This window comes from Hydrogenophaga sp. GW456-12-10-14-TSB4 (genome assembly GCF_059424305.1).
The window spans coordinates 22,101-41,047 of sequence record NZ_JBWKZH010000029.1 but is presented as its reverse complement, the minus strand read 5'-3'; the positions used below and the strand labels follow the sequence as shown (position 1 = coordinate 41,047).

At 64.5% G+C, this 18,947-nt stretch carries 28 protein-coding genes and 1 tRNA gene; 2 read left to right on the top strand and 27 right to left on the bottom strand.

The window, feature by feature from the left end; all coding sequences use genetic code 11:
* Nucleotides 1-6: 6 nt before the first annotated feature.
* Nucleotides 7-912, bottom strand: a complete 906-nt coding sequence (locus AC07ZS_RS15515; protein WP_494799423.1) for a 3'-5' exonuclease — start codon at nt 910-912, stop codon at nt 7-9.
* Here AC07ZS_RS15515 and AC07ZS_RS15510 point away from each other — a divergent pair.
* Complete coding sequence (locus AC07ZS_RS15510; protein WP_494799422.1) at nt 911-1,126, top strand: hypothetical protein; 216 nt, start codon at nt 911-913, stop codon at nt 1,124-1,126. The two genes, AC07ZS_RS15515 and AC07ZS_RS15510, sit on opposite strands and share 2 nt — an antisense overlap.
* Here AC07ZS_RS15510 and AC07ZS_RS15505 read toward each other — a convergent pair.
* The 26 genes from AC07ZS_RS15505 to AC07ZS_RS15380 all read right to left on the bottom strand — a co-directional run bounded on the left by AC07ZS_RS15505 (nt 1,105) and on the right by AC07ZS_RS15380 (nt 17,983).
* Nucleotides 1,105-1,181: transfer RNA gene (locus AC07ZS_RS15505), tRNA-Met, on the bottom strand. The genes AC07ZS_RS15510 and AC07ZS_RS15505 overlap by 22 nt on opposite strands.
* Before the next feature lie 17 nt (nt 1,182-1,198).
* Nucleotides 1,199-1,594 carry a 50S ribosomal protein L17 gene (gene rplQ, locus AC07ZS_RS15500; protein WP_494799421.1) on the bottom strand — a complete coding sequence of 132 codons (396 nt, stop codon included), beginning with the start codon at nt 1,592-1,594 and terminating at the stop codon, nt 1,199-1,201.
* Between the two features lie 88 nt (nt 1,595-1,682).
* Nucleotides 1,683-2,669 carry a DNA-directed RNA polymerase subunit alpha gene (locus AC07ZS_RS15495; RefSeq protein WP_494799420.1) on the bottom strand — a complete coding sequence of 329 codons (987 nt, stop codon included), beginning with the start codon at nt 2,667-2,669 and terminating at the stop codon, nt 1,683-1,685.
* Between the two features lie 93 nt (nt 2,670-2,762).
* Complete coding sequence (gene rpsD / locus AC07ZS_RS15490; RefSeq protein ID WP_297396134.1) at nt 2,763-3,386, bottom strand: 30S ribosomal protein S4; 624 nt, start codon at nt 3,384-3,386, stop codon at nt 2,763-2,765.
* Between the two features lie 150 nt (nt 3,387-3,536).
* Nucleotides 3,537-3,941: a 30S ribosomal protein S11 gene (gene rpsK / locus AC07ZS_RS15485; RefSeq protein WP_159589453.1), complete on the bottom strand. Its 405-nt coding sequence runs from the start codon at nt 3,939-3,941 to the stop codon at nt 3,537-3,539.
* 18 nt (nt 3,942-3,959) lie between these two features.
* A complete protein-coding gene (gene rpsM, locus AC07ZS_RS15480) occupies nt 3,960-4,325 on the bottom strand; it encodes a 30S ribosomal protein S13 (protein WP_137917294.1) in 366 nt (121 codons plus the stop codon).
* 23 nt (nt 4,326-4,348) lie between these two features.
* Nucleotides 4,349-4,462, bottom strand: coding sequence for a 50S ribosomal protein L36 (rpmJ, locus tag AC07ZS_RS15475; RefSeq protein WP_009514917.1), 114 nt, complete (start codon nt 4,460-4,462; stop codon nt 4,349-4,351).
* Between the two features lie 43 nt (nt 4,463-4,505).
* Nucleotides 4,506-4,724, bottom strand: a complete 219-nt coding sequence (gene infA / locus AC07ZS_RS15470) for a translation initiation factor IF-1 (protein WP_086118896.1) — start codon at nt 4,722-4,724, stop codon at nt 4,506-4,508.
* A gap of 7 nt (nt 4,725-4,731) precedes the next feature.
* Complete coding sequence (secY, locus tag AC07ZS_RS15465; protein WP_494799419.1) at nt 4,732-6,045, bottom strand: preprotein translocase subunit SecY; 1,314 nt, start codon at nt 6,043-6,045, stop codon at nt 4,732-4,734.
* Nucleotides 6,046-6,068: 23 nt separating this feature from the next.
* Nucleotides 6,069-6,503: a 50S ribosomal protein L15 gene (gene rplO / locus AC07ZS_RS15460; protein ID WP_488929435.1), complete on the bottom strand. Its 435-nt coding sequence runs from the start codon at nt 6,501-6,503 to the stop codon at nt 6,069-6,071.
* Between the two features lie 14 nt (nt 6,504-6,517).
* Nucleotides 6,518-6,700 carry a 50S ribosomal protein L30 gene (gene rpmD, locus AC07ZS_RS15455; protein ID WP_159589446.1) on the bottom strand — a complete coding sequence of 61 codons (183 nt, stop codon included), beginning with the start codon at nt 6,698-6,700 and terminating at the stop codon, nt 6,518-6,520.
* 11 nt (nt 6,701-6,711) lie between these two features.
* Nucleotides 6,712-7,230: a 30S ribosomal protein S5 gene (gene rpsE / locus AC07ZS_RS15450; protein ID WP_494799418.1), complete on the bottom strand. Its 519-nt coding sequence runs from the start codon at nt 7,228-7,230 to the stop codon at nt 6,712-6,714.
* A gap of 18 nt (nt 7,231-7,248) precedes the next feature.
* On the bottom strand, nt 7,249-7,614 hold the full coding sequence (rplR, locus tag AC07ZS_RS15445; protein WP_204735156.1) for a 50S ribosomal protein L18: 366 nt from the start codon (nt 7,612-7,614) through the stop codon (nt 7,249-7,251).
* An 11-nt stretch (nt 7,615-7,625) separates the two neighbouring features.
* Nucleotides 7,626-8,159: a 50S ribosomal protein L6 gene (gene rplF, locus AC07ZS_RS15440; RefSeq protein ID WP_494799417.1), complete on the bottom strand. Its 534-nt coding sequence runs from the start codon at nt 8,157-8,159 to the stop codon at nt 7,626-7,628.
* 22 nt (nt 8,160-8,181) lie between these two features.
* A complete protein-coding gene (gene rpsH, locus AC07ZS_RS15435; RefSeq protein WP_494799416.1) occupies nt 8,182-8,577 on the bottom strand; it encodes a 30S ribosomal protein S8 in 396 nt (131 codons plus the stop codon).
* 18 nt (nt 8,578-8,595) lie between these two features.
* Entirely contained in the window at nt 8,596-8,901 is a 306-nt protein-coding gene (gene rpsN / locus AC07ZS_RS15430; RefSeq protein ID WP_382153736.1) for a 30S ribosomal protein S14, read from the bottom strand.
* Between the two features lie 8 nt (nt 8,902-8,909).
* Nucleotides 8,910-9,449, bottom strand: coding sequence for a 50S ribosomal protein L5 (gene rplE, locus AC07ZS_RS15425; RefSeq protein WP_494799415.1), 540 nt, complete (start codon nt 9,447-9,449; stop codon nt 8,910-8,912).
* A 2-nt stretch (nt 9,450-9,451) separates the two neighbouring features.
* Nucleotides 9,452-9,772 carry a 50S ribosomal protein L24 gene (rplX, locus tag AC07ZS_RS15420; protein ID WP_066267894.1) on the bottom strand — a complete coding sequence of 107 codons (321 nt, stop codon included), beginning with the start codon at nt 9,770-9,772 and terminating at the stop codon, nt 9,452-9,454.
* Nucleotides 9,773-9,781: 9 nt separating this feature from the next.
* Nucleotides 9,782-10,150 carry a 50S ribosomal protein L14 gene (gene rplN / locus AC07ZS_RS15415; RefSeq protein WP_009514936.1) on the bottom strand — a complete coding sequence of 123 codons (369 nt, stop codon included), beginning with the start codon at nt 10,148-10,150 and terminating at the stop codon, nt 9,782-9,784.
* 175 nt (nt 10,151-10,325) lie between these two features.
* Nucleotides 10,326-11,921, bottom strand: coding sequence for a glycerol-3-phosphate dehydrogenase/oxidase (locus tag AC07ZS_RS15410; RefSeq protein WP_494799414.1), 1,596 nt, complete (start codon nt 11,919-11,921; stop codon nt 10,326-10,328).
* 69 nt (nt 11,922-11,990) lie between these two features.
* On the bottom strand, nt 11,991-13,724 hold the full coding sequence (locus tag AC07ZS_RS15405; protein WP_494799413.1) for an ABC transporter substrate-binding protein: 1,734 nt from the start codon (nt 13,722-13,724) through the stop codon (nt 11,991-11,993).
* Nucleotides 13,725-13,816: 92 nt separating this feature from the next.
* On the bottom strand, nt 13,817-14,125 hold the full coding sequence (locus AC07ZS_RS15400; protein WP_382153727.1) for a DUF2160 domain-containing protein: 309 nt from the start codon (nt 14,123-14,125) through the stop codon (nt 13,817-13,819).
* Nucleotides 14,126-14,135: 10 nt separating this feature from the next.
* Complete coding sequence (locus tag AC07ZS_RS15395; RefSeq protein ID WP_494799412.1) at nt 14,136-14,948, bottom strand: carbohydrate ABC transporter permease; 813 nt, start codon at nt 14,946-14,948, stop codon at nt 14,136-14,138.
* Nucleotides 14,941-15,834 carry a carbohydrate ABC transporter permease gene (locus AC07ZS_RS15390; protein WP_382153722.1) on the bottom strand — a complete coding sequence of 298 codons (894 nt, stop codon included), beginning with the start codon at nt 15,832-15,834 and terminating at the stop codon, nt 14,941-14,943. The genes AC07ZS_RS15395 and AC07ZS_RS15390 overlap by 8 nt, the downstream gene beginning before the upstream one ends.
* Entirely contained in the window at nt 15,831-16,907 is a 1,077-nt protein-coding gene (locus tag AC07ZS_RS15385) for an ABC transporter ATP-binding protein (protein ID WP_494799411.1), read from the bottom strand. Before AC07ZS_RS15385 ends, AC07ZS_RS15390 begins: the two co-directional genes overlap by 4 nt.
* Nucleotides 16,907-17,983 (bottom strand): ABC transporter ATP-binding protein, encoded by a 1,077-nt coding sequence (locus tag AC07ZS_RS15380; RefSeq protein ID WP_494799410.1) that lies wholly within the window; start codon nt 17,981-17,983, stop codon nt 16,907-16,909. The genes AC07ZS_RS15385 and AC07ZS_RS15380 overlap by 1 nt, the downstream gene beginning before the upstream one ends.
* 165 nt (nt 17,984-18,148) lie before the next feature.
* Between AC07ZS_RS15380 and AC07ZS_RS15375 the strand changes: the two genes are divergently transcribed.
* Nucleotides 18,149-18,931 carry a DeoR/GlpR family DNA-binding transcription regulator gene (locus tag AC07ZS_RS15375; protein ID WP_494799409.1) on the top strand — a complete coding sequence of 261 codons (783 nt, stop codon included), beginning with the start codon at nt 18,149-18,151 and terminating at the stop codon, nt 18,929-18,931.
* Nucleotides 18,932-18,947: the final 16 nt, after the last annotated feature.

Below are 18,947 nucleotides of genomic sequence, written 5' to 3'. Positions count from 1 at the left end.
GAATTTCTACAGCGCTGTTGGAGACACCACTCCGGGTCTGGCCGAGTAGCGCACGAGGCCATCCAGGGCCTCGACCTCCACGCGCGCGTTGCGCCGCCCGCCGTAGACCTCCGCCTTGAGCCATTCCAGCTCGGCGTCCAGGCGTTCCTGGTCGGCCAGGGTGCAGTACCAGACCTTGGCATCGCCGTCCCAGCGGTAGCCCCGGGCCTTGAGCAGGTCCTTGGACTCGAACGGCGAGCCGGTGGCGCGCAGCTTGAAGCTGGGCCGGGACGCCACCGCGATCAGTTGGCCCAGGCCGGTGAGCGGACCCTCGCCCAGCGGTCGCGAGAGCACCTGCAGCAGGGCATGGCAGTCCACCTGCGCGCGGTGGGCGTCGTAGAACCAGCCATGGTTCTGCGCCAGCGCGCTCAGCTTGGACGATTCGGCGCCGAGGGCTTTCCAGTCGATGTCGGCGAAGGAGCAGGCCCAGTTCCTGGCCGCGAAACCGGGGAAACGCGCCTCCACGAAGGGACGGTCGAAGCCGGCGTTGTGCGCCACGATCAGGTCGGCCTGGGCCACCAGAGCTTGAACCTGCGCGTCGTCCAGCCGATGGCCCGCAACCATCTCGTCGCTGATGCCCGTCACCTCTTTCGCCACCGCGGGAATCGGCATACCAGGGTCTTCAAAACCCTCGAAGAGCGTCACCAGCCCGAAGGGCAGGCCCGAGGCGAGGTCCACATCCACCAGCAGCATGGCCAGCTCGATGATCTTGTCGGCCTGGTGCGAAAGGCCGGTGGTTTCGGTGTCGAGCACCAGCACCCGCCGACTCCCTCCCGGCGTCTGCGCGGCCGGTGGCGGGGGACCGAAGTCCGAGATGGGGACAAGGCGGCGCAGGACGCGGTAGTCCGGGTCCTGCTCCAGGCGTTGCGCCATGTCCTCGAGCGTCAGTGCGGTGCTGCGCGGCGTGCGAGATGCACGTGCACGAGGGGCGATGGACGGAGCAGGTACAGGCGTTGGCGTTGGTTCGCCCGGCGCGTCAAATTCGAAGCTGAATTGGTTCATCGGCGCAAACAAAAAAGCCCACGTTACCGTGGGCTTCAGTGACAAGCAAGCGCTTGATTTAGTTGGTTGCGGAGGCAAGATTTGAACTTGCGACCTTTGGGTTATGAGCCCAACGAGCTACCAGGCTGCTCCACTCCGCGTCAAGCCTTGTATTCTATCACGCTTTATCAGCGTCAGCTGCCGGAGCAGCTTCTTCAGCGCGATCCACCAGTTCGACCAGTGCCATCGGCGCATTGTCGCCCACGCGGAAACCCATCTTCAGAATGCGGGTGTAGCCGCCCGGACGCGCCTTGAAGCGCGGGCCCAGTTCGTTGAACAGCTTCACGACCACGTCGCGGTCGCGCAGGCGGTCGAAGGCCAGGCGGCGGTTGGCCAGCGTGGGTTCCTTGGCCAGGGTGATCATGGGTTCGACCACACGGCGCAGCTCTTTGGCCTTGGGCACCGTGGTCTTGATGGCTTCGTGCGTGAGCAGCGAGTTCATCATGTTGCGCAGCATGGCGAGGCGGTGCTCGCTGGTGCGGTTCAGTTTGCGAAGTCCGTGTCCGTGACGCATTTTTTCATCCTTTCAGTGTTTTGCCCCCAGCCGTATCAGGTACTGGGAGTTGGTCCGGGTCTGGCCTCCATGGCCAGACGCTGCGGTCTCAGTGCTTGTCCAGGCCGGCGGGCGGCCAGTTTTCAAGCTTCATGCCCAAGGTCAGGCCGCGCGAGGCAAGCACTTCCTTGATTTCGTTGAGCGACTTGCGACCCAGGTTGGGGGTCTTGAGCAGCTCGTTCTCGGTGCGCTGGATCAGGTCACCGATGTAATAGATGTTCTCGGCCTTCAGGCAGTTGGCCGAGCGCACGGTCAGTTCCAGCTCGTCCACAGGGCGCAGCAGGATCGGGTCGAATTGCTGCGAGCTGCGTTGAGCAGGCGCGTCGAAGGCCGACAGTTCCACGCCTTCGAGCTGCGCGAACACCGCGAGCTGTTCGACCAGGATCTTGGCCGAAGCGCGAACCGCCTCTTCCGGGCCGATGGAGCCGTTGGTCTCGATCTCGAGCACCAGCTTGTCCAGGTCGGTGCGCTGCTCGACGCGGGCGCTTTCCACGGTGTAGCTCACGCGCTTGACGGGCGAGAACGACGCATCGAGAACGATGCGGCCGATGGAGCGCGTCTGGTCGTCGTTGCGACGCAGGCTGCCCGGCACATAGCCGCGGCCCTTTTCCACCTTGATCTGCATGTCCAGCTTGGCGCCGGCCGACAGGGTCGCGATGGCGTGGCCCGGGTTGACGATCTCGACGTCGTGCGGCGTCTGAATGTCTGCAGCCGTCACGACACCTTCGCCGTCCTTGCGCAGGCTCAGCGTGACCTCGTCGCGGTTGTGCAGCTTGAACACCACGCCCTTGAGGTTCAGGAGCATGTTGACAACGTCTTCTTGCACGCCGTCGATCGACGAGTATTCGTGCACGACACCAGCGATGGTGACTTCGGTCGGCGCGTGGCCGGTCATGGACGACAGCAGAACCCGACGCAGGGCGTTGCCCAGCGTGTGGCCGTAGCCGCGCTCGAACGGCTCGAGCGTGACTTTGGCGCGATTGGTCGAGACTTGCTCGACGTTGATGGTCTTGGGCTTCAGCAGATTGTTCAGCATTCAAACTTCCTTCAGGACCCTCGGCTCGTTACACCGATAAGGCAGACGGAGCATGGCCCGACCGCACCGCGAGGATGCCGGCCGGGAACGGAATTAACGGGAATACAGTTCGACGATCAGCGATTCGTTGATGTCGGAGCCGAACTCGTCACGGTCAGGCGACTTCTTGAACACGCCTTCGACCTTGTCGGTCGACACGTCGACCCAGGCCGGGAAGCCAATCTGCTTGGCCAGTTCGAGCGCTTCAATGACGCGACCTTGCTTCTTGGACTTCTCGCGCACCGCGATCACGTCACCGGCCTTCACCGAGTACGACGGGATGTTGACCGACTGGCCGTTCACCGTGATCGCCTTGTGCGACACGATCTGGCGGGCTTCGGCGCGGGTGGAGGCAAAACCCATGCGGAACACCACGTTGTCCAGGCGCGCTTCGAGCAGGAACAACAGGTTCGCACCGGTGTTGCCACGGCGGCGGTCGGCTTCGGCGAAGTAGCGGCGGAACTGGCGTTCCAGCACACCGTAGGTGCGCTTGACCTTCTGCTTCTCGCGCAGCTGCACGCCGAAGTCGGAGGTGCGCTGGCCCGAGGTGCGGCCGTGCTGGCCGGGCTTGGAGTCGAATTTGGCCTTGTCGCTGATGGAGCGGCGGGCGCTCTTGAGCAACAGGTCGGCGCCTTCACGGCGGGAGAGTTTGGCCTTGGGGCCGAGGTAACGTGCCACGTTGGTTTCCTTGTATCACTGCCGCAACCGGTTGTTGCGGGAGCCATCCCGACAGGGAGATGGCGGTGGGCTTAGCAAAAATGCCACCGCAGGCGACTGCGGTGGCGCTCGAAAAAAGCCTTCAATTATACCGCGATCCGCGGTAGCGCATCAGATGCGGCGGCGCTTCTGCGGACGGCAGCCGTTGTGCGGCACCGGCGTCACGTCGGAGATCGAGTTGATGCGGATGCCCAGGGCGCCCAGGGCGCGCACCGAGGATTCGCGGCCAGGACCGGGGCCCTTGATCTCGACGTCCAGGTTCTTGATGCCTTGCTCGATGGCGGCGCGGCCAGCCACTTCCGATGCCACCTGGGCAGCGAAAGGCGTGGATTTGCGCGAGCCCTTGAAGCCCTGGCCACCCGACGACGCCCAGGACAGTGCGTTGCCCTGGCGGTCGGTGATGGTGATGATCGTGTTGTTGAACGAGGCGTGCACGTGTGCAATGCCGTCGGCAACGTTCTTGCGGACTTTCTTGCGAACGCGTGCGGCTGCGCTGCTGGAGGGAGACTTGGCCATGAGGGTCCTTCTAACCGTTTATTTTTTCAGCGACTGGGCAGCCTTGCGGGGACCCTTGCGCGTACGGGCGTTGGTCTTGGTGCGCTGACCGCGCAGCGGCAGACCACGGCGGTGGCGGAAGCCACGGTAGCAACCGATGTCCATCAAACGCTTGATGTTCATGGTGGTTTCACGACGCAGGTCACCCTCGATCGTGAACGTACCGACCTGGTCGCGCACCTTTTCGAGTTCCGCGTCGCTCAGATCCTTGATCTTCTTGGCGTAGTCGATGCCGCAGGCTTCGCAGATCTTGCGAGCGCGGGTGCGACCGATGCCAAAGATTGCCGTCAAGCCGATTTCGGCGTGCTTGTGCGGCGGAATGTTGATGCCTGCAATACGAGCCATGTTGGGTCCTCTTAACTAACCAATCAGCCTTGACGCTGCTTGTGACGCGGATCGGTGCAAATGACTCGCACGACACCATGCCGCTTGATGATCTTACAGTTGCGGCACATTTTCTTGACCGAAGCCGAAACTCTCATTCTCTTCTCCTAGATATTCCTAAAACATTCAACAACTGACCATTCACTTCGAGCGGAAGACGATTCGCGCTCGGGTGAGGTCGTAGGGCGTGAGCTCTACCTTGACCTTGTCCCCCGGCAGGATCCGGATGTAATGCATCCGCATCTTGCCGCTGATGTGTCCCAGCACCACATGACCGTTTTCGAGCTTGACCCTGAAGGTCGCATTGGGGAGGTTTTCAATCACCTCACCTTGCATCTCGATCACATCGTCCTTGGCCATAAGATGTTCAAGGGGAGGTTTTGAAACTGGCCTTCTTGAGCAGCGATTCGTATTGCTGCGACATCATGTAGTTCTGTACCTGGGCCATGAAGTCCATGGTGACCACCACGATGATCAACAGGGAGGTGCCGCCAAAATAGAACGGCACGTTGTACTTCAGGATCAGGAACTCGGGCAGTAGACACACGGCGGTGATGTAAACAGCGCCTGCCAGTGTCAGCCTCAACAAAATCTTGTCGATGTAGCGTGCGGTCTGATCACCCGGGCGGATGCCTGGAATGAAAGCGCCGCTCTTCTTCAGGTTGTCGGCCGTCTCGCGGCTGTTGAACACCAGTGCGGTGTAGAAGAAGCAGAAGAAAACGATGGCTGCGGCGTACAAGGCCACGTAGATCGGCTGTCCCGGCGACAGGGCCGAAGCGATGTCACGCAGCCAGCGGGTCGAGTCACCGGTGCTCACCCAGCTCACCACCGTGGTGGGCAGCAGGATGATGGACGAGGCGAAGATCGGCGGGATCACGCCAGCCATGTTCAGCTTGAGCGGCAGGTGGGAAGACTGGCCGCCGTACACCTTGTTGCCCACCTGACGGCGTGCGTAATTCACCAGGATCTTGCGCTGACCGCGCTCCACGAACACCACGAAGTAGGTGACCAGGATCACCAGCGCGATGATGAAGATCGACACCAGGATGTTCATGGCACCGGTGCGCACCAGCTCCAGCAGACCGCCAATGGCGCTCGGCAGACCGGCCGCGATACCCGCGAAGATCAGGATCGAGATGCCGTTGCCCAGACCACGCTCGGTGATCTGCTCACCCAGCCACATCAGGAACATGGTGCCGGCCACCAGGCTGACCACGGCCGTCAGGCGAAAGCCCATGCCGGGATCGATCACCAGACCGGGCGAACCTTCCAGGGCCAGGGCAATGCCCATCGCCTGAAAAATGGCCAGAGCCAGCGTGCCGTAGCGCGTGTACTGCGTGATCTTGCGGCGACCAGCCTCGCCCTCTTTCTTCAGCTGCTCGAACGTGGGCACCACGTAGGTCATGAGCTGCATGATGATCGAGGCCGAGATGTACGGCATGATCCCCAGCGCGAACACGGTGAAGCGCGAGAGCGCCCCGCCCGAGAACATGTTGAACAGGCTGAGAATGCCGCCCTGCTGTCCCTGGAACAATTGCGCCAGTTGCGCGGGGTCAATGCCGGGCACGGGGATGTGCGCCCCGATGCGGTAGACCACCAACGCCAACAACAGGAACACCAGCCGGCGACGCAGGTCGCCGAACTTTCCGGTTTTGGCCAGGGACGTGGATCCAGTTGCCACAGGAAGTTCCCGTTCGAGTCCGATCAGGCCGCCAGCGAGCCGCCAGCGGCTTCGATGGCTTGCTTGGCACCCGCGGTCGCGGTGATGTCCTTGAGGGTCACGGCACGCGTGATCTCACCGGTCTTGATCACCTTGACGCGCTTGGCCAGGTGGGGCACGAGGCCTGCCTGCTTGAGCACGAGCATGTCGACATCGGCCACTTCGAGGGCGTTGAGGTCGCTCAGCGTGACTTCAGCGTTGAACTGCAGCTGAGCGGACTTGAAGCCACGCTTGGGCAGACGGCGCTGCAGCGGCATCTGCCCGCCTTCGAAACCAACCTTGTGATAGCCGCCCGAACGGGACTTCTGACCCTTGTGGCCACGACCCGCGGTCTTGCCCAGGCCCGAACCGATGCCGCGGCCGACACGGCGCTTGGCATGCTTGGCGCCTTCGGAAGGCTTGATGGTGTTGAGTTGCATGTCAGTGACTCCGATCAGACGATTTTGACCAGGTAGCTGATCTTGTTGATCATGCCGCGCACAGCGGGCGTGTCCTGCAGCTCGCTGACGCTGTTGAGCTTGCGCAGGCCCAGGCCACGAACGGTGTCGCGGTGGGATTGCTTGGTTCCAATGGGGCTGCGCACCAGTTGAACCTTGACGGTGTTTTGAGTGGTCATGATCGCTCCAATCAACCCAGGATCTCTTCGACGGACTTGCCACGCTTGGCAGCCACGTCGGAGGGGGTCGTCGAATTCTTCAGTGCGTCCAGCGTGGCGCGCACCAGGTTGTAGGGGTTGCTCGAGCCATGGCTCTTGGCCACGACGTCGGTGATGCCCAGCACTTCAAACACTGCGCGCATCGGGCCGCCGGCGATGATGCCGGTACCCTTGGAGGCCGGCAGCATCATGACGTTGGAGGCGCCGTGCTCGCCGTGCACGCTGTGGTGCAGCGAACCGTTCTTGAGCGACACCTTGATCATGTTGCGACGGGCCTGCTCCATGGCCTTCTGCACGGCCACCGGCACTTCACGCGCCTTGCCCTTGCCCATGCCCACGCGGCCATCGCCATCACCGACCACGGTCAGCGCTGCGAAGCCGAGAATGCGACCACCCTTGACCACCTTGGTCACGCGGTTGATCGCGATCATCTTCTCGCGCAGACCGTCTTCGTTCGCTTCTTTGTTGATGTTTGCCGTAAATTTAGCCATTTTGTGTATTCCGTTTGATCAGAACTGCAGACCGGCTTCACGGGCCGCGTCTGCCAGGGCTTTCACCCGGCCGTGGTAAGCAAAACCGGAACGGTCAAACGCCACTTTCTCGATGCCGGCGGCCTTCGCCTTTTCGGCGATGCGCTTGCCCACCAGGGCAGCAGCAGCGGTGTTGCCACCCTTGCCAGCACCACCGATCTGGGCACGCACTTCGGCTTCGGCGGTCGATGCAGCGGCCAGCACACGGCTGCCGTCGTCGGAGATGACGCTGGCGTAGATGTGCAGGTTGGTGCGGTTCACGCTCAGGCGCACGGCGCCTTGTTGCGCAATGCGGATGCGCGTCTGGCGGGCGCGGCGGAGACGTTGCTCTTTTTTGGTCAACATGATCCTGGTCCTTATTTCTTCTTGGTTTCCTTGATCACGACCTTCTCATCCGCATAACGGATGCCCTTGCCCTTGTAAGGCTCGGGGGGGCGAACGGCTCGCACCTCGGAAGCGATCTGGCCCACGCGCTGGCGATCGGAACCCTTGATCAGGATTTCGGTCGGCGTCGGGGTTTCCACCTTGATACCGGCAGGCATGTCCATCACCACGGGGTGCGAGAAGCCGACCGTCAGGTTGAGCTTGGCGCCTTGTGCCTGGGCCTTGTAACCCACGCCCAGCAGCGTCAGCTTCTTCTCGAAGCCCTTGCTCACACCATTGACCATGTTGTTGACGAGCTGGCGCATCGTGCCGGACATGGCATTGGCTTCGCGCGATTCGTCCACGGGGACGAAAGTCAGCGTGCCAGCCTTGTTCTCGAACTTGACCAGTGCGTTCAGCGTCAGCGCCATGGCACCCAGGGCGCCCTTGACGTTGATCTGGTTGTCCTTGACCGAGACTTCCACCCCAGCTGGGACGGTGATCGGCAGTTTTCCAATACGTGACATTAATTTCTCCTCAATGCCCGCATCAGGCGACGTAACACAGGACTTCGCCACCGACACCGGTAGCGCGTGCCTTGCGGTCGGTCATCACGCCCTGGGGCGTGGTGACGATCGCCACGCCCAGGCCGTTCTGGACCTGGGGAATGGCGTTGCGGCCACGGTAGACGCGCAGGCCGGGACGGCTCACGCGCTCGATGCGCTCGATCACGGGACGACCGGCGTAGTACTTGAGGGAAATCTCAAGTTCGTTCTTGCCGTCGGCGCTCTTGACCTGGAAGCCGTCGATATAGCCTTCGTCCTTCAGGACTTGGGCAATCGCGGTCTTGACCTTGGAAGCCGGCATCGTCACGACGGCCTTTTCGACCATCTGTGCGTTACGGATGCGGGTCAACATGTCAGCAATAGGATCACTCATGCTCATTTGTGGTTCTCCTAATGCTTACCAGCTGGCTTTGGTGATGCCGGGGATTTCACCGGCAAACGCCATTTCACGAACCTTGGCACGGGCCAGGCCGAAGTGGGCGAAGGTACCGCGCGGGCGACCGGTGATCTCGCAGCGGTTGCGCTGGCGGGTCGGGTTCGCGTTGCGGGGCAGCTTCTGCAGCGCCAGACGGGCTGCATCGCGTTCTTCTTCGCTCTTCTTGGCGTCGTTGGACGTCGCCTTCAGTTCGGTGTATTTCTTGGCGAACTTGGCGGCGAGCTTCTCGCGCTTGAGTTCACGTTGGAGTAGTGCTTGTTTAGCCACGCGCCACCTCAGTTCTTGAACGGGAAACGGAAACCGGCCAGAAGAGCCTTGCACTCTTCGTCGTTCTTGGCGGTCGTCGTGATGCTGATGTTGAGACCGCGCAAGGCATCGACCTTGTCGTACTCGATCTCAGGGAAAATGATCTGTTCCTTGACGCCGACGTTGTAGTTGCCGCGACCGTCGAACGAACGGCCGGAGATACCACGGAAGTCGCGCACACGGGGCAGCGCCACGGTGACGAAACGGTCCAGGAATTCGTACATGCGCGCGCCGCGCAGGGTGACCATGCAGCCGATGGCTTGCTGTTCACGGATCTTGAAACCCGCGATGGCCTTGCGGGCCTTGGTCACCACCGGCTTCTGGCCAGCGATCTTGGTCAGGTCGCCCACGGCGTTGTCCATGACCTTCTTGTCGGCCACGGCTTCGCTCACACCCATGTTGAGCGTGATCTTGGTGATGCGCGGCACTTCCATCGTCGACTTGTAGCCGAACTTCTTCACGAGGTCCGGAGCGATGGTGTCGCGGAAAACTTCTTGCAAACGTGCCATGGTCATGCCACCTTGATTTCTTCGCCGCTGGACTTGAAGACGCGCACTTTCTTGCCGTCGGCCAGGAGCTTGATACCCACGCGATCCGCCTTGCCGGTGGCGCCATTGAAGATGGCGACGTTGGACTGGTGGATGGGCATGGTCTTTTCGATGATGCCGCCGGTGATGCCCTTCATGGGGTTCGGCTTGGCATGCTTCTTGACGAGGTTCACGCCTTCGACAACCAGACGGCTGTCGTCGCTGCGCTGCAGCACCTTGCCGCGCTTGCCCTTGTCGCGACCGGCAATCACGATGACTTCATCGCCACTACGAATCTTGTTCATGATGAGTCCTCAGAGAACCTCGGGTGCCAGCGACACGATCTTCATGAACTTCTCGGTGCGCAGTTCGCGCGTGACCGGTCCGAAGATGCGGGTGCCGATGGGCTCCAGCTTGGCGTTGAGCAACACTGCTGCGTTGCCGTCGAATTTGATCAGAGCGCCGTCCTGACGACGGATGCCCTTGGCGGTGCGGACCACCACAGCGTTGTAAACCTCGCCTTTTTTGACGCGGCCACGGGGCGCTGCTTCCTTGATGCTGACTTTGATGACGTCGCCCACGCTGGCGTAACGACGCTTGGAGCCGCCGAGCACCTTGATGCACATCACGGACTTGGCGCCCGTGTTGTCAGCAACATCGAGTCGAGATTGCGTTTGAATCATTTGATTTAAGTCCCAACTTGAATCCCCCCAGCCACCACGGCCAGGAGCGATCAGTCTTGGGCCCGTCGTCGAAGGTTTGCCGGGCATTGCACCCAGCTCACCCTCTTCGGTGGGCAGATAGCTCTTCGCCTTTTCAAGCGAAGCCGCGAATTATGGCATGGATGCGCAGCCCTCGTCAACTGCCAGATGAAGACACTGGCAAATAGCGGGCGCAAAGAGCCAGGAAAGCCGGCATCTCCGGGTCGCTGCCGGGCAGCTCTTCGGCCAGGATCGCCGCGACGGCAGGCGCCAGGCGCGCCGCCTCGGCCGCATCCAGGAACAGCACCCGCCAACGCCGGGCCAGCACGTCCTCCACCGTCTGGGCGTATTCCAACCGGGCGGCGTAGCGCACCATGGCCTCGGTCAGGCCGGCGCCGAGCAGGTTCGTGCGCCCCGGGCAGGCCTCCACCTCGGGCGCCTCGGTGCCATATAAGTGAAGACCGGGCGCCGCATGCAAGGGGGTGACCGGGCTGGCGGTGGCGCCGGCGCCCAGCAGCACGTGGCCGGCGCTCAGCCCGCCGGCACGGTGCGGCAGCAGGCGGCTGGCAAAGCAGCGGTCGAGCACGTCCTCGGCCATGGCACGGTAAGTGGTCCATTTGCCACCGGTGACGGTGACCAGGCCATTGGCGTCCACCACGATGGTGTGTTCCCGTGACAACACCTTGGTACCGCCCTCGGCCGCCTCGGGCGCCGCCACCAGGGGGCGCAGGCCGACCCAGAGGCTGCGGATGTCCTCGCGGCGCACCGGCCGGCTCAGCGCCTGGCTGGCTTCACTGAGGATGAATTCCAGCTCCTCGGCAAAGGCGTCCGGCTCGCGCGGCAGGTCGCGGCGGGGGGTGTCGGTCGTGCCCAGCACCAGCTTGCCGAGCCAGGGCACGGCGAACAGCACCCGGCCATCGCGGGTCTTGGGCACCAGCAGGGCATGGCCGCCGGGCAGGAAGTCGCGGTCCACCACCACGTGCACGCCCTGGCTGGGGCTGACCATGTGGGAGGGCGTGCCGCCCTGGTTCACCGGCGGCCGGGTGCGGTCGCGCAGGGCATCCACCCAGACGCCCGTGGCATTGACCACGCAACGGGCCTGCAAGGGGAAGGTGGCGCCGCCGCGCCGGTCGGTCACGTCCAGCACCGACATCGGCTGATCGGCGCCCGCGAGCTGGCGCACCGCCGTGACCTCGGCGTAATTCAGCACACGGGCACCCGCCGCCTCGGCGCTGCGCGCCAGCGCGAGCGCCAGGCGGGCGTCGTCGAACTGGCCGTCCCAGTACTTCACCCCGCCCCGCAGGCCACCGGACTTGACGCCGGGCAAGGCCTGCAGCACCTCCTCCCGGCCGAGAAACTCGGTGCGCCCCAGGCCCGCGCTGCCGGCCAGCAGGTCGTACAGCTTGAGGCCGAGGCCATAGAACGGCGTCTGCCACCAGCGGTAGGACGGCATGACGAAGGGCAGCGGCTGCGCCAGGTGGGGCGCGATGCGCAGCACCGTGGCGCGCTCGGCCAGGGCTTCGCGCACCAGGGCCAGGTTGCCCTGCGCCAGGTAACGCACCCCGCCGTGCAGCAGCTTGGTGGAACGGGACGAAGTGCCACCCGCGAAATCGTGCGACTCCAGCAGCACCACGGAGAAACCGCGCAGCGCCGCATCGAGCGCCACCCCCAGGCCGGTGGCGCCGCCACCGATCACCGCGAGGTCGTAGACGCCATGGCGGGACAGCGATTCAAGCAGTTCTGCGCGTTTCATGGGGGAGTGGATGGTCCTCCGCACCGAGGCGGCGCGGAGGACGGTTGCTACAAAAGCCGATGCATCACATCAGCGGACCTTGCCATTCTTCCATGCGTTGAGCAGCTGGTCGTAGGCGATGGTCTCTCCCTTGGGCTTTTCGTTGGCCAGCTTCTTCCAGGGCGCGGCCTTGTCGCTCAGGTACTTGTTGGGATCACCCTTGGGGTTGAGCTTGGGCGCGCAACGCTCCATGCCGGCGCGCTCCAGGCGGCTCATGACCTGGTCCATCTGCTCGGCCAGGTTGTCCATGGCGGCCTGGGGCGTCTTCTCGCCGGTCACGGCCTGGGCCACGTTCTGCCACCAGAGCTGCGCGAGCTTGGGGTAGTCGGGCACGTTGGTGCCAGTGGGCGTCCAGGCCACGCGGGCCGGGCTGCGGTAGAACTCGACCAGGCCGCCCAGCTTGGGCGCGAGGTCGGTCATGGCCTTGCTCTGGATGTCGCTCTCGCGGATCGGGGTCAGGCCCACGATGGTCTTCTTCAGCGAGGTGGTCTTGGCGGTCACGAACTGCGCGTACAGCCAGGCCGCCGCGGTCTTGTTTTCATCATGGCCGTTGAAGAACGACCAGGAGCCCACATCCTGGTAGCCGTTCTGCATGCCCTGCTTCCAGTACGGACCGTTCGGGCCGGGCGCCATGCGCCACTTGGGTGTGCCGTCGGCGTTGACCACCGGCAGCCCGGGTTTGGTCATGTCGGCGGTGAAGGCGGTGTACCAGAAGATCTGCTGCGCGATCTGGCCCTGCGCGGGCACAGGGCCGGCTTCGCCGAAGGTCATGCCGGTGGCGTCCTTGGGCGCGTACTTCTTCATCCAGTCGATGTACTTGGTGAGGGCGTAGACGGCGGCCGGCGAGTTGGTGGCGCCGCCGCGCGAGACGCTGGCGCCCTGCGGGTTGCAGCCGTCGGCCGAGGCGCGGATGCCCCATTCGTCCACCGGCTTGCCGTTGGGGATGCCGATGTCGGCGGTGCCGGCCATGGACAGCCAGGCGTCGGTGAAGCGCCAGCCCAGCGACGGGTCCTTCTTGCCGTAGTCCATGTGGCCGTAGATCGGCTTGCCGTCGATGGTCTTGACGTCGTTGGTGAAGAACTCGGCGATGTCTTCGTACGCGCTCCAGTTCAGCGGCACGCCCAGGTCGTAGCCGTACTTGGCCTTGAACTTGTCCTTCAGGTCCTTGCGGTCGAACAGGTCGGCGCGGAACCAGTAGAGGTTGGCGAACTGCTGGTCGGGCAGCTGGTAAAGCTTCTTGTCGGGCGCGGTGGTGAAGCTGGTGCCGATGAAGTCCTTGATGTCCAGGCCGGGGTTGGTGTACTCCTTGCCCTTGCCGGCCATGTAGTCGGTCAGGTTCATCATCTTGCCGTAGCGGTAGTGCGTACCGATCAGGTCGGAGTCGCTGATCCAGCCGTCGTAGATGGACTTGCCCGACTGCATCGAGGTCTGCAGCTTCTCGACCACGTCGCCTTCCTGGATCAGGTCGTGCTTGACAGTAATGCCAGTGATCTCGGCGAAAGCCTTGGCCAGCGTCTTGCTCTCGTACTCGTGCGTGGTGATGGTTTCCGACACCACCGAAATCTCTTTCACGCCCTTGGCCTTGAGCTTGGCGGCCGCGTCGATGAACCACTTCATCTCGGCCGCCTGCTGGGCCTTGGTGAGGGTGGAGGGCTGGAACTCGCTGTCGATCCACTTCTTGGCGGCGGCCTCGTCGGCCCACGCGGGCAAGGCTCCCATGGCCAACAACGCGGCCATGGCCAGGGTGGTGTGTCGCAATTTCATGTTGTCTCCTCTAGCGGTGCGCTTCCCCGGTGTGTGAGAGATCTCGGCCCCGGGGAAGCATTGGGCCGAATCCACGAAGAAAAACGGCGCGGTCAGCCCTTGCGCATCACCAGCACCAGCCAGCCCATGGAGAGCACGAAGGCGATCCAGATGCTGGGCTCCTGCTCGAGCGAGAACCACTGAGCGAACCAGCCCGCCAGGCCGATGAAGGCCAGGTTGATGTAGGCCGCGCCCAGCAAGCCGATGAACAGGCGGTCGCCGCGCGAGGTGACCATGGGCAGGAAGCCTTTGCGCTCGATCGTCGGCGCTTTGACCTCCCACAGCGTCATGCCCGCGAGCATGAGCGCGATGCAGGTGAAGAACACCGCCACCGGCGTCGTCCAAACCATCCACTGGAACATGTCGATCTCCTCAGACGCGACCCATCGCGAAGCCCTTCGCGATGTAGTGCCGCACAAACCAGATGACGATGGCGCCCGGCACGATGGTGAGCACGCCGGCCGCGGCCAGCGTGGCCCAGTCCATGCCGCTGGCGCTCACCGTGCGCGTCATCGTCGCCACGATGGGCTTGGCGTTCACGCTGGTGAGCGTGCGCGCCAGCAGCAGCTCGACCCAGCTGAACATGAAGCAGAAGAACGCCGCCACCCCCACCCCGGCCTTGATCAGCGGCAGGAAGATCGTGAAGAAGAAGCGCGGGAAGCTGTAGCCGTCGATGTAGGCCGTCTCGTCGATCTCGCGCGGAATGCCGCTCATGAAGCCTTCCAGGATCCACACCGCCAGCGGCACGTTGAACAGCAGGTGCGCCATGGCCACGGCGATGTGCGTGTCCATCAGGCCCAGCGTGGTGTAGAGCTGGAAGAAGGGCAGCAGGAACACGGCCGGCGGCGTCATGCGGTTGGTGAGCAACCAGAAGAACACGTGCTTGTCGCCCAGGAAGCGGTAGCGCGAGAACGCGTAGGCCGCCGGCAGCGCCACGGTGAGCGAGATCACGGTGTTGATGCCGACGTAGATCAGGCTGTTGATGTAGCCCGAGTACCAGGACGGGTCGGTGAAGATGGTCCGGTAGTTGGCCCAGGTGAACTCGGCCGGCCACAGCGTGAAGGACGAGAGGATTTCCTGGTTGGTCTTGAAGCTCATGTTGACCATCCAGTAGATGGGCAGGAGCGCGAAGATCAGGTAGGCGATGAGGAACAGCGTCCTCGCCCGGAAGCGGCGCTTATCCATGACCCTGCTCCTTCTCCGACGTGCCCAGGCTCTGCATCCAGTTGTAGAGCACGAAGCAGAACAGCAGGATGATGAGGAAGTAGATCAGCGAGAACGCCGCCGCCGGGCCGAGGTCGAACTGGCCGACCGCCTTGGTGGTGAGGTACTGCGAGAGGAAGGTGGTGGCGTTGCCGGGGCCGCCGCCGGTGAGCACGAAGGGCTCGGTGTAGATCATGAAGCTGTCCATGAAGCGCAACAGCACCGCGATCATCAGCACGCCGCGCATCTTGGGCAGCTGGATGTAGCGGAACACCGCCCACTTGCTCGCGCCGTCGATGCTGGCGGCCTGGTAGTAGGCGTCGGGGATGCTGCGCAGCCCCGCGAAGGCCAGCAGCGCCACCAGCGGCGTCCAGTGCCACACGTCCATGATCAGCACCGTCCACCAGGCGTGCACCGGGTTGCCGGTGTAGCTGTAGTCCATGCCGGCCCACTGCAGGAAGTAGCCCATGAGGCCGATGTCGGCGCGGCCGAAGATCTGCCAGATGGTGCCCACCACGTTCCACGGGATCAGCAGCGACAGCGCCACCAGCACCAGCACAGCCGACGATTTCCAGCCCTGCGCCGGCATGGACAGCGCCAGCGCGATGCCCAGCGGGATCTCCACCAGCAGCACCGCGAGCGAGAACTGGATCTGCCGCCACAGCGCCAGGTGCAGCTCTTCATCGCGCATCACCGCAGCGAACCATTCGGTGCCCACGAACACGCGCCGGTCGGGCGAGAGCACGTCCTGCACCGAGTAGTTCACCACCGTCATCAGCGGCAGCACGGCCGAGAAGGCCACGCAGAGGATCACCGGCAGCACCAGCCACCAGGCCTTCTGGTTCACGGGTTTGGTCGTATTGCTCATGCGATCAGCACCTCGTCCTTGTAGAAGCAGGTGTGCCGCCCCAGCACGCGCAGTTGCACGGTCTCGCCCACCGCCGGCGCGGTGGCCTCGGGCGCCAGCCGGCACTTGAGGCGGTGCCCGCCCGCCTCGCAGCTCACCATCACGTAGGTACCGATGTCCTGCACGCGCGTCACCGTCGCGGGCAGCGTGTCGGGCTCACCGGCCTGGCCGATCGCCAGGTACTCGGGGCGGATGCCGAGCTGGACCGGCCCTTCGGGCAGCACCTGGCCGTTGGTCAGCGCCAGCGGATGCTCCAGCACCACCACGCCGCCGCGCACACTGGTCGCGGGCAGGAAGTTCATGCCGGGCGAGCCGATGAAGTGGCCCACGAAGGTGTGCGCCGGCCGCTCGAACAGCGCCGCCGCCGCGCCCACCTGCACGGCGCGCCCGCGCGTCATCACCACCACCTCGTCGGCGAAGGTCAGCGCCTCCACCTGATCGTGCGTCACGTAGATCAGCGTGAGCTTGAGTTCGTGGTGGATCTGCTTGAGCTTGCGCCGCAGCTGCCATTTCAGGTGCGGGTCGATCACGGTCAGGGGCTCGTCGAACAGCACGGCCGACACGTCCGAGCGCACCAGGCCCCGACCGAGCGAGATCTTCTGCTTCTGGTCGGCGGACAGGCCGGCGGCGCGCTGATCGAGCTGGTGGCTCATCTCCAGCATCTCGGCGATGCGGCCCACGCGGTCCTTGATCTCGGCCTCGGGCACCTTGCGGTTGCGCAAGGGGAACGCGAGGTTCTGCGCCACGGTCATGGTGTCGTAGATCACCGGGAACTGGAACACCTGGGCGATGTTGCGCTGCTGCGGGCTCTGGCGCGTCACGTCCACGCCGTTGAAGCGCACCGTGCCCTGCGAAGGCACCAGCAGGCCCGACATGATGTTGAGCATGGTGGTCTTGCCGCAGCCCGAAGGCCCGAGCAGGGCGTAGGCACCGCCGTCCTCGAAGGTCATCTGCAGCGGCAGCAGCGCGTAGTCCTCGTCCGCCTTCGGGTTGGGCCGGTAGGCGTGCGCCAGATCGAGTTCGATGCGCGCCATCAGCCCACCCTCCCCGGCCGCTTCGGCGCCTGCACCAGCGGGCCCTCGGCATCGAAGACGAACAGCTGGTCGGGCAGCAGGTACAGCGTGATGGGGTCGCCCAGCGGGCAGTCGTGCACGCCGGTGAGCTGGGCCACCAGGTCGCCCACCGCCGTGTGCACGTGCACGAAGGTGTCCGAGCCCGCGATCTCGGCCAGCTCCACGCGCCCGGGCACCGCCACGTCGCCGGGCCGCTGCACCACGCGCAGGCCACCCGCGCGCAGGCCAAGCGTGAGCCGCGCGGGCGCGTCGGCCGGCAAGGCCAGGGGCCAGACCTCGCCGCCTTGCACCCGCACCCCGCCAGCGACCGCGTCCGCGGCCATCAGGTTCATGGGCGGGTCGCTGAAAGCGCGCGCCACGCGGATGCTCTTCGGCGCATGGAACACCTCGGCCGTGGGGCCGTACTGCAGCAGTTCGCCCGCGTCCATCACCGCCGTGTGCCCGCCGAGCAGCAAGGCCTCGCCCGGCTCGGTGGTGGCGTAGACCACGGTGGAATCGCTGGTGGCGAACAGGTGGGTGAGCTCCTCGCGCAACTCTTCGCGCAGCTTGTAGTCCAGGTTGACCAGGGGTTCGTCGAACAGCATGAGCGGTGCCTGCTTGGCCAACGCCCGCGCCAGCGCCACACGCTGCTGCTGGCCGCCCGAGAGTTCGGCCGGCAGGCGGTCCAGGAAAGGCTCGATGTGCAGGCGCGCGGCCAGCTCGCGCACGCGCTGGTCCACACCGCGCTCGCCACGCAGGCGCATGGGCGAGGCGATGTTCTGCGCCACCGTCATCGAGGGGTAGTTGACGAACTGCTGGTAGACCATGGCCACGTTGCGCTGGCGCACCGGCACCCGCGTCACGTCCACCCCGTCGGCCAGCACCCGGCCCACGCTCGCCGTGTCCAGGCCCGCCATCACCCGCATCAGGCTGGTCTTGCCGGCCTGGGTGGCGCCCAGCAACACCGTCACCTCCCGCGGCGCCAGGCTCAGGCTCAGGGGATAGAGGTGGGCGGTTGGCCCCACGGTTTTGCCCACGTGCTCCAGTGACAGCTGCATTCGGATTCCGATGTGAAAAAGCGCACACCCGAAAGCAGGCGGCGATTCGTTTCGCCGATTATGCTGTTCGTTTATGTTCCTTTTTATTCGGTACTTACCCTGAGAAGGCGCACAAGGGAATTCCGTTATGTTCGGGTGGCCTTTTCACCCACGACCCGCCGCCCGATGAACCTGAACCCCCGCCACACCCAGCTGCTCGACGAAGTGCGCGCCCACGGTCCGCAGACCATCGAAGCCCTGGCCGAGCGCTTCGGCGTCACGCTGCAGACCGTGCGCCGCGACGTGCAGCGCCTGGCCGAGGCGGGCCTGCTTTCGCGTTTTCACGGCGGGGTGCGGCAGCCGGGCTCGACCACCGAGAACATCGCCTACCGCCAGCGCCAGGCCATGCAAGCCGACGCCAAGACGCGCATCGCCCGCGCCGTCGCCCGGCGAGTGCCCAACGGCTGCTCGCTGATCATGAACATCGGCACCACCATCGAGGCCGTGGCGCGCGAGCTGCAGCACCACCGGGGGCTGCGCGTGATCACCAACAACCTGCACATCGCCTCGCTCATGAGCACCAACCCCGACTGCGAGGTGATCGTGGCCGGCGGCCTGGTGCGCGGCGCCGACCAGGGCATCGTGGGCGAGGCCACGGTGGACTTCATGCGCCAGTTCCGGGTCGACATCGGCCTGATCGGCATCAGCGGCATCGAGGCCGACGGCACGCTGCGCGACTTCGACTACCGCGAGGTGAAGGTGGCGCGCGCCATCGTCGAGCAGTCGCGCGAGGTCTGGCTGGCCGCCGACCACAGCAAGTTCAACCGCCCTGCCATGGTCGAGCTGGCCCGGCTGGACGACATCGACGTGGTGTTCACCGACCTGGCGCCGCCGTCGCCGTTCGACGAGCTGCTGGCCCAGGCCAACGTCGAGTGCGTGCGCGCCGGTGTCGACACCGACAACGCCTGACCACCGCTGTTCTCCC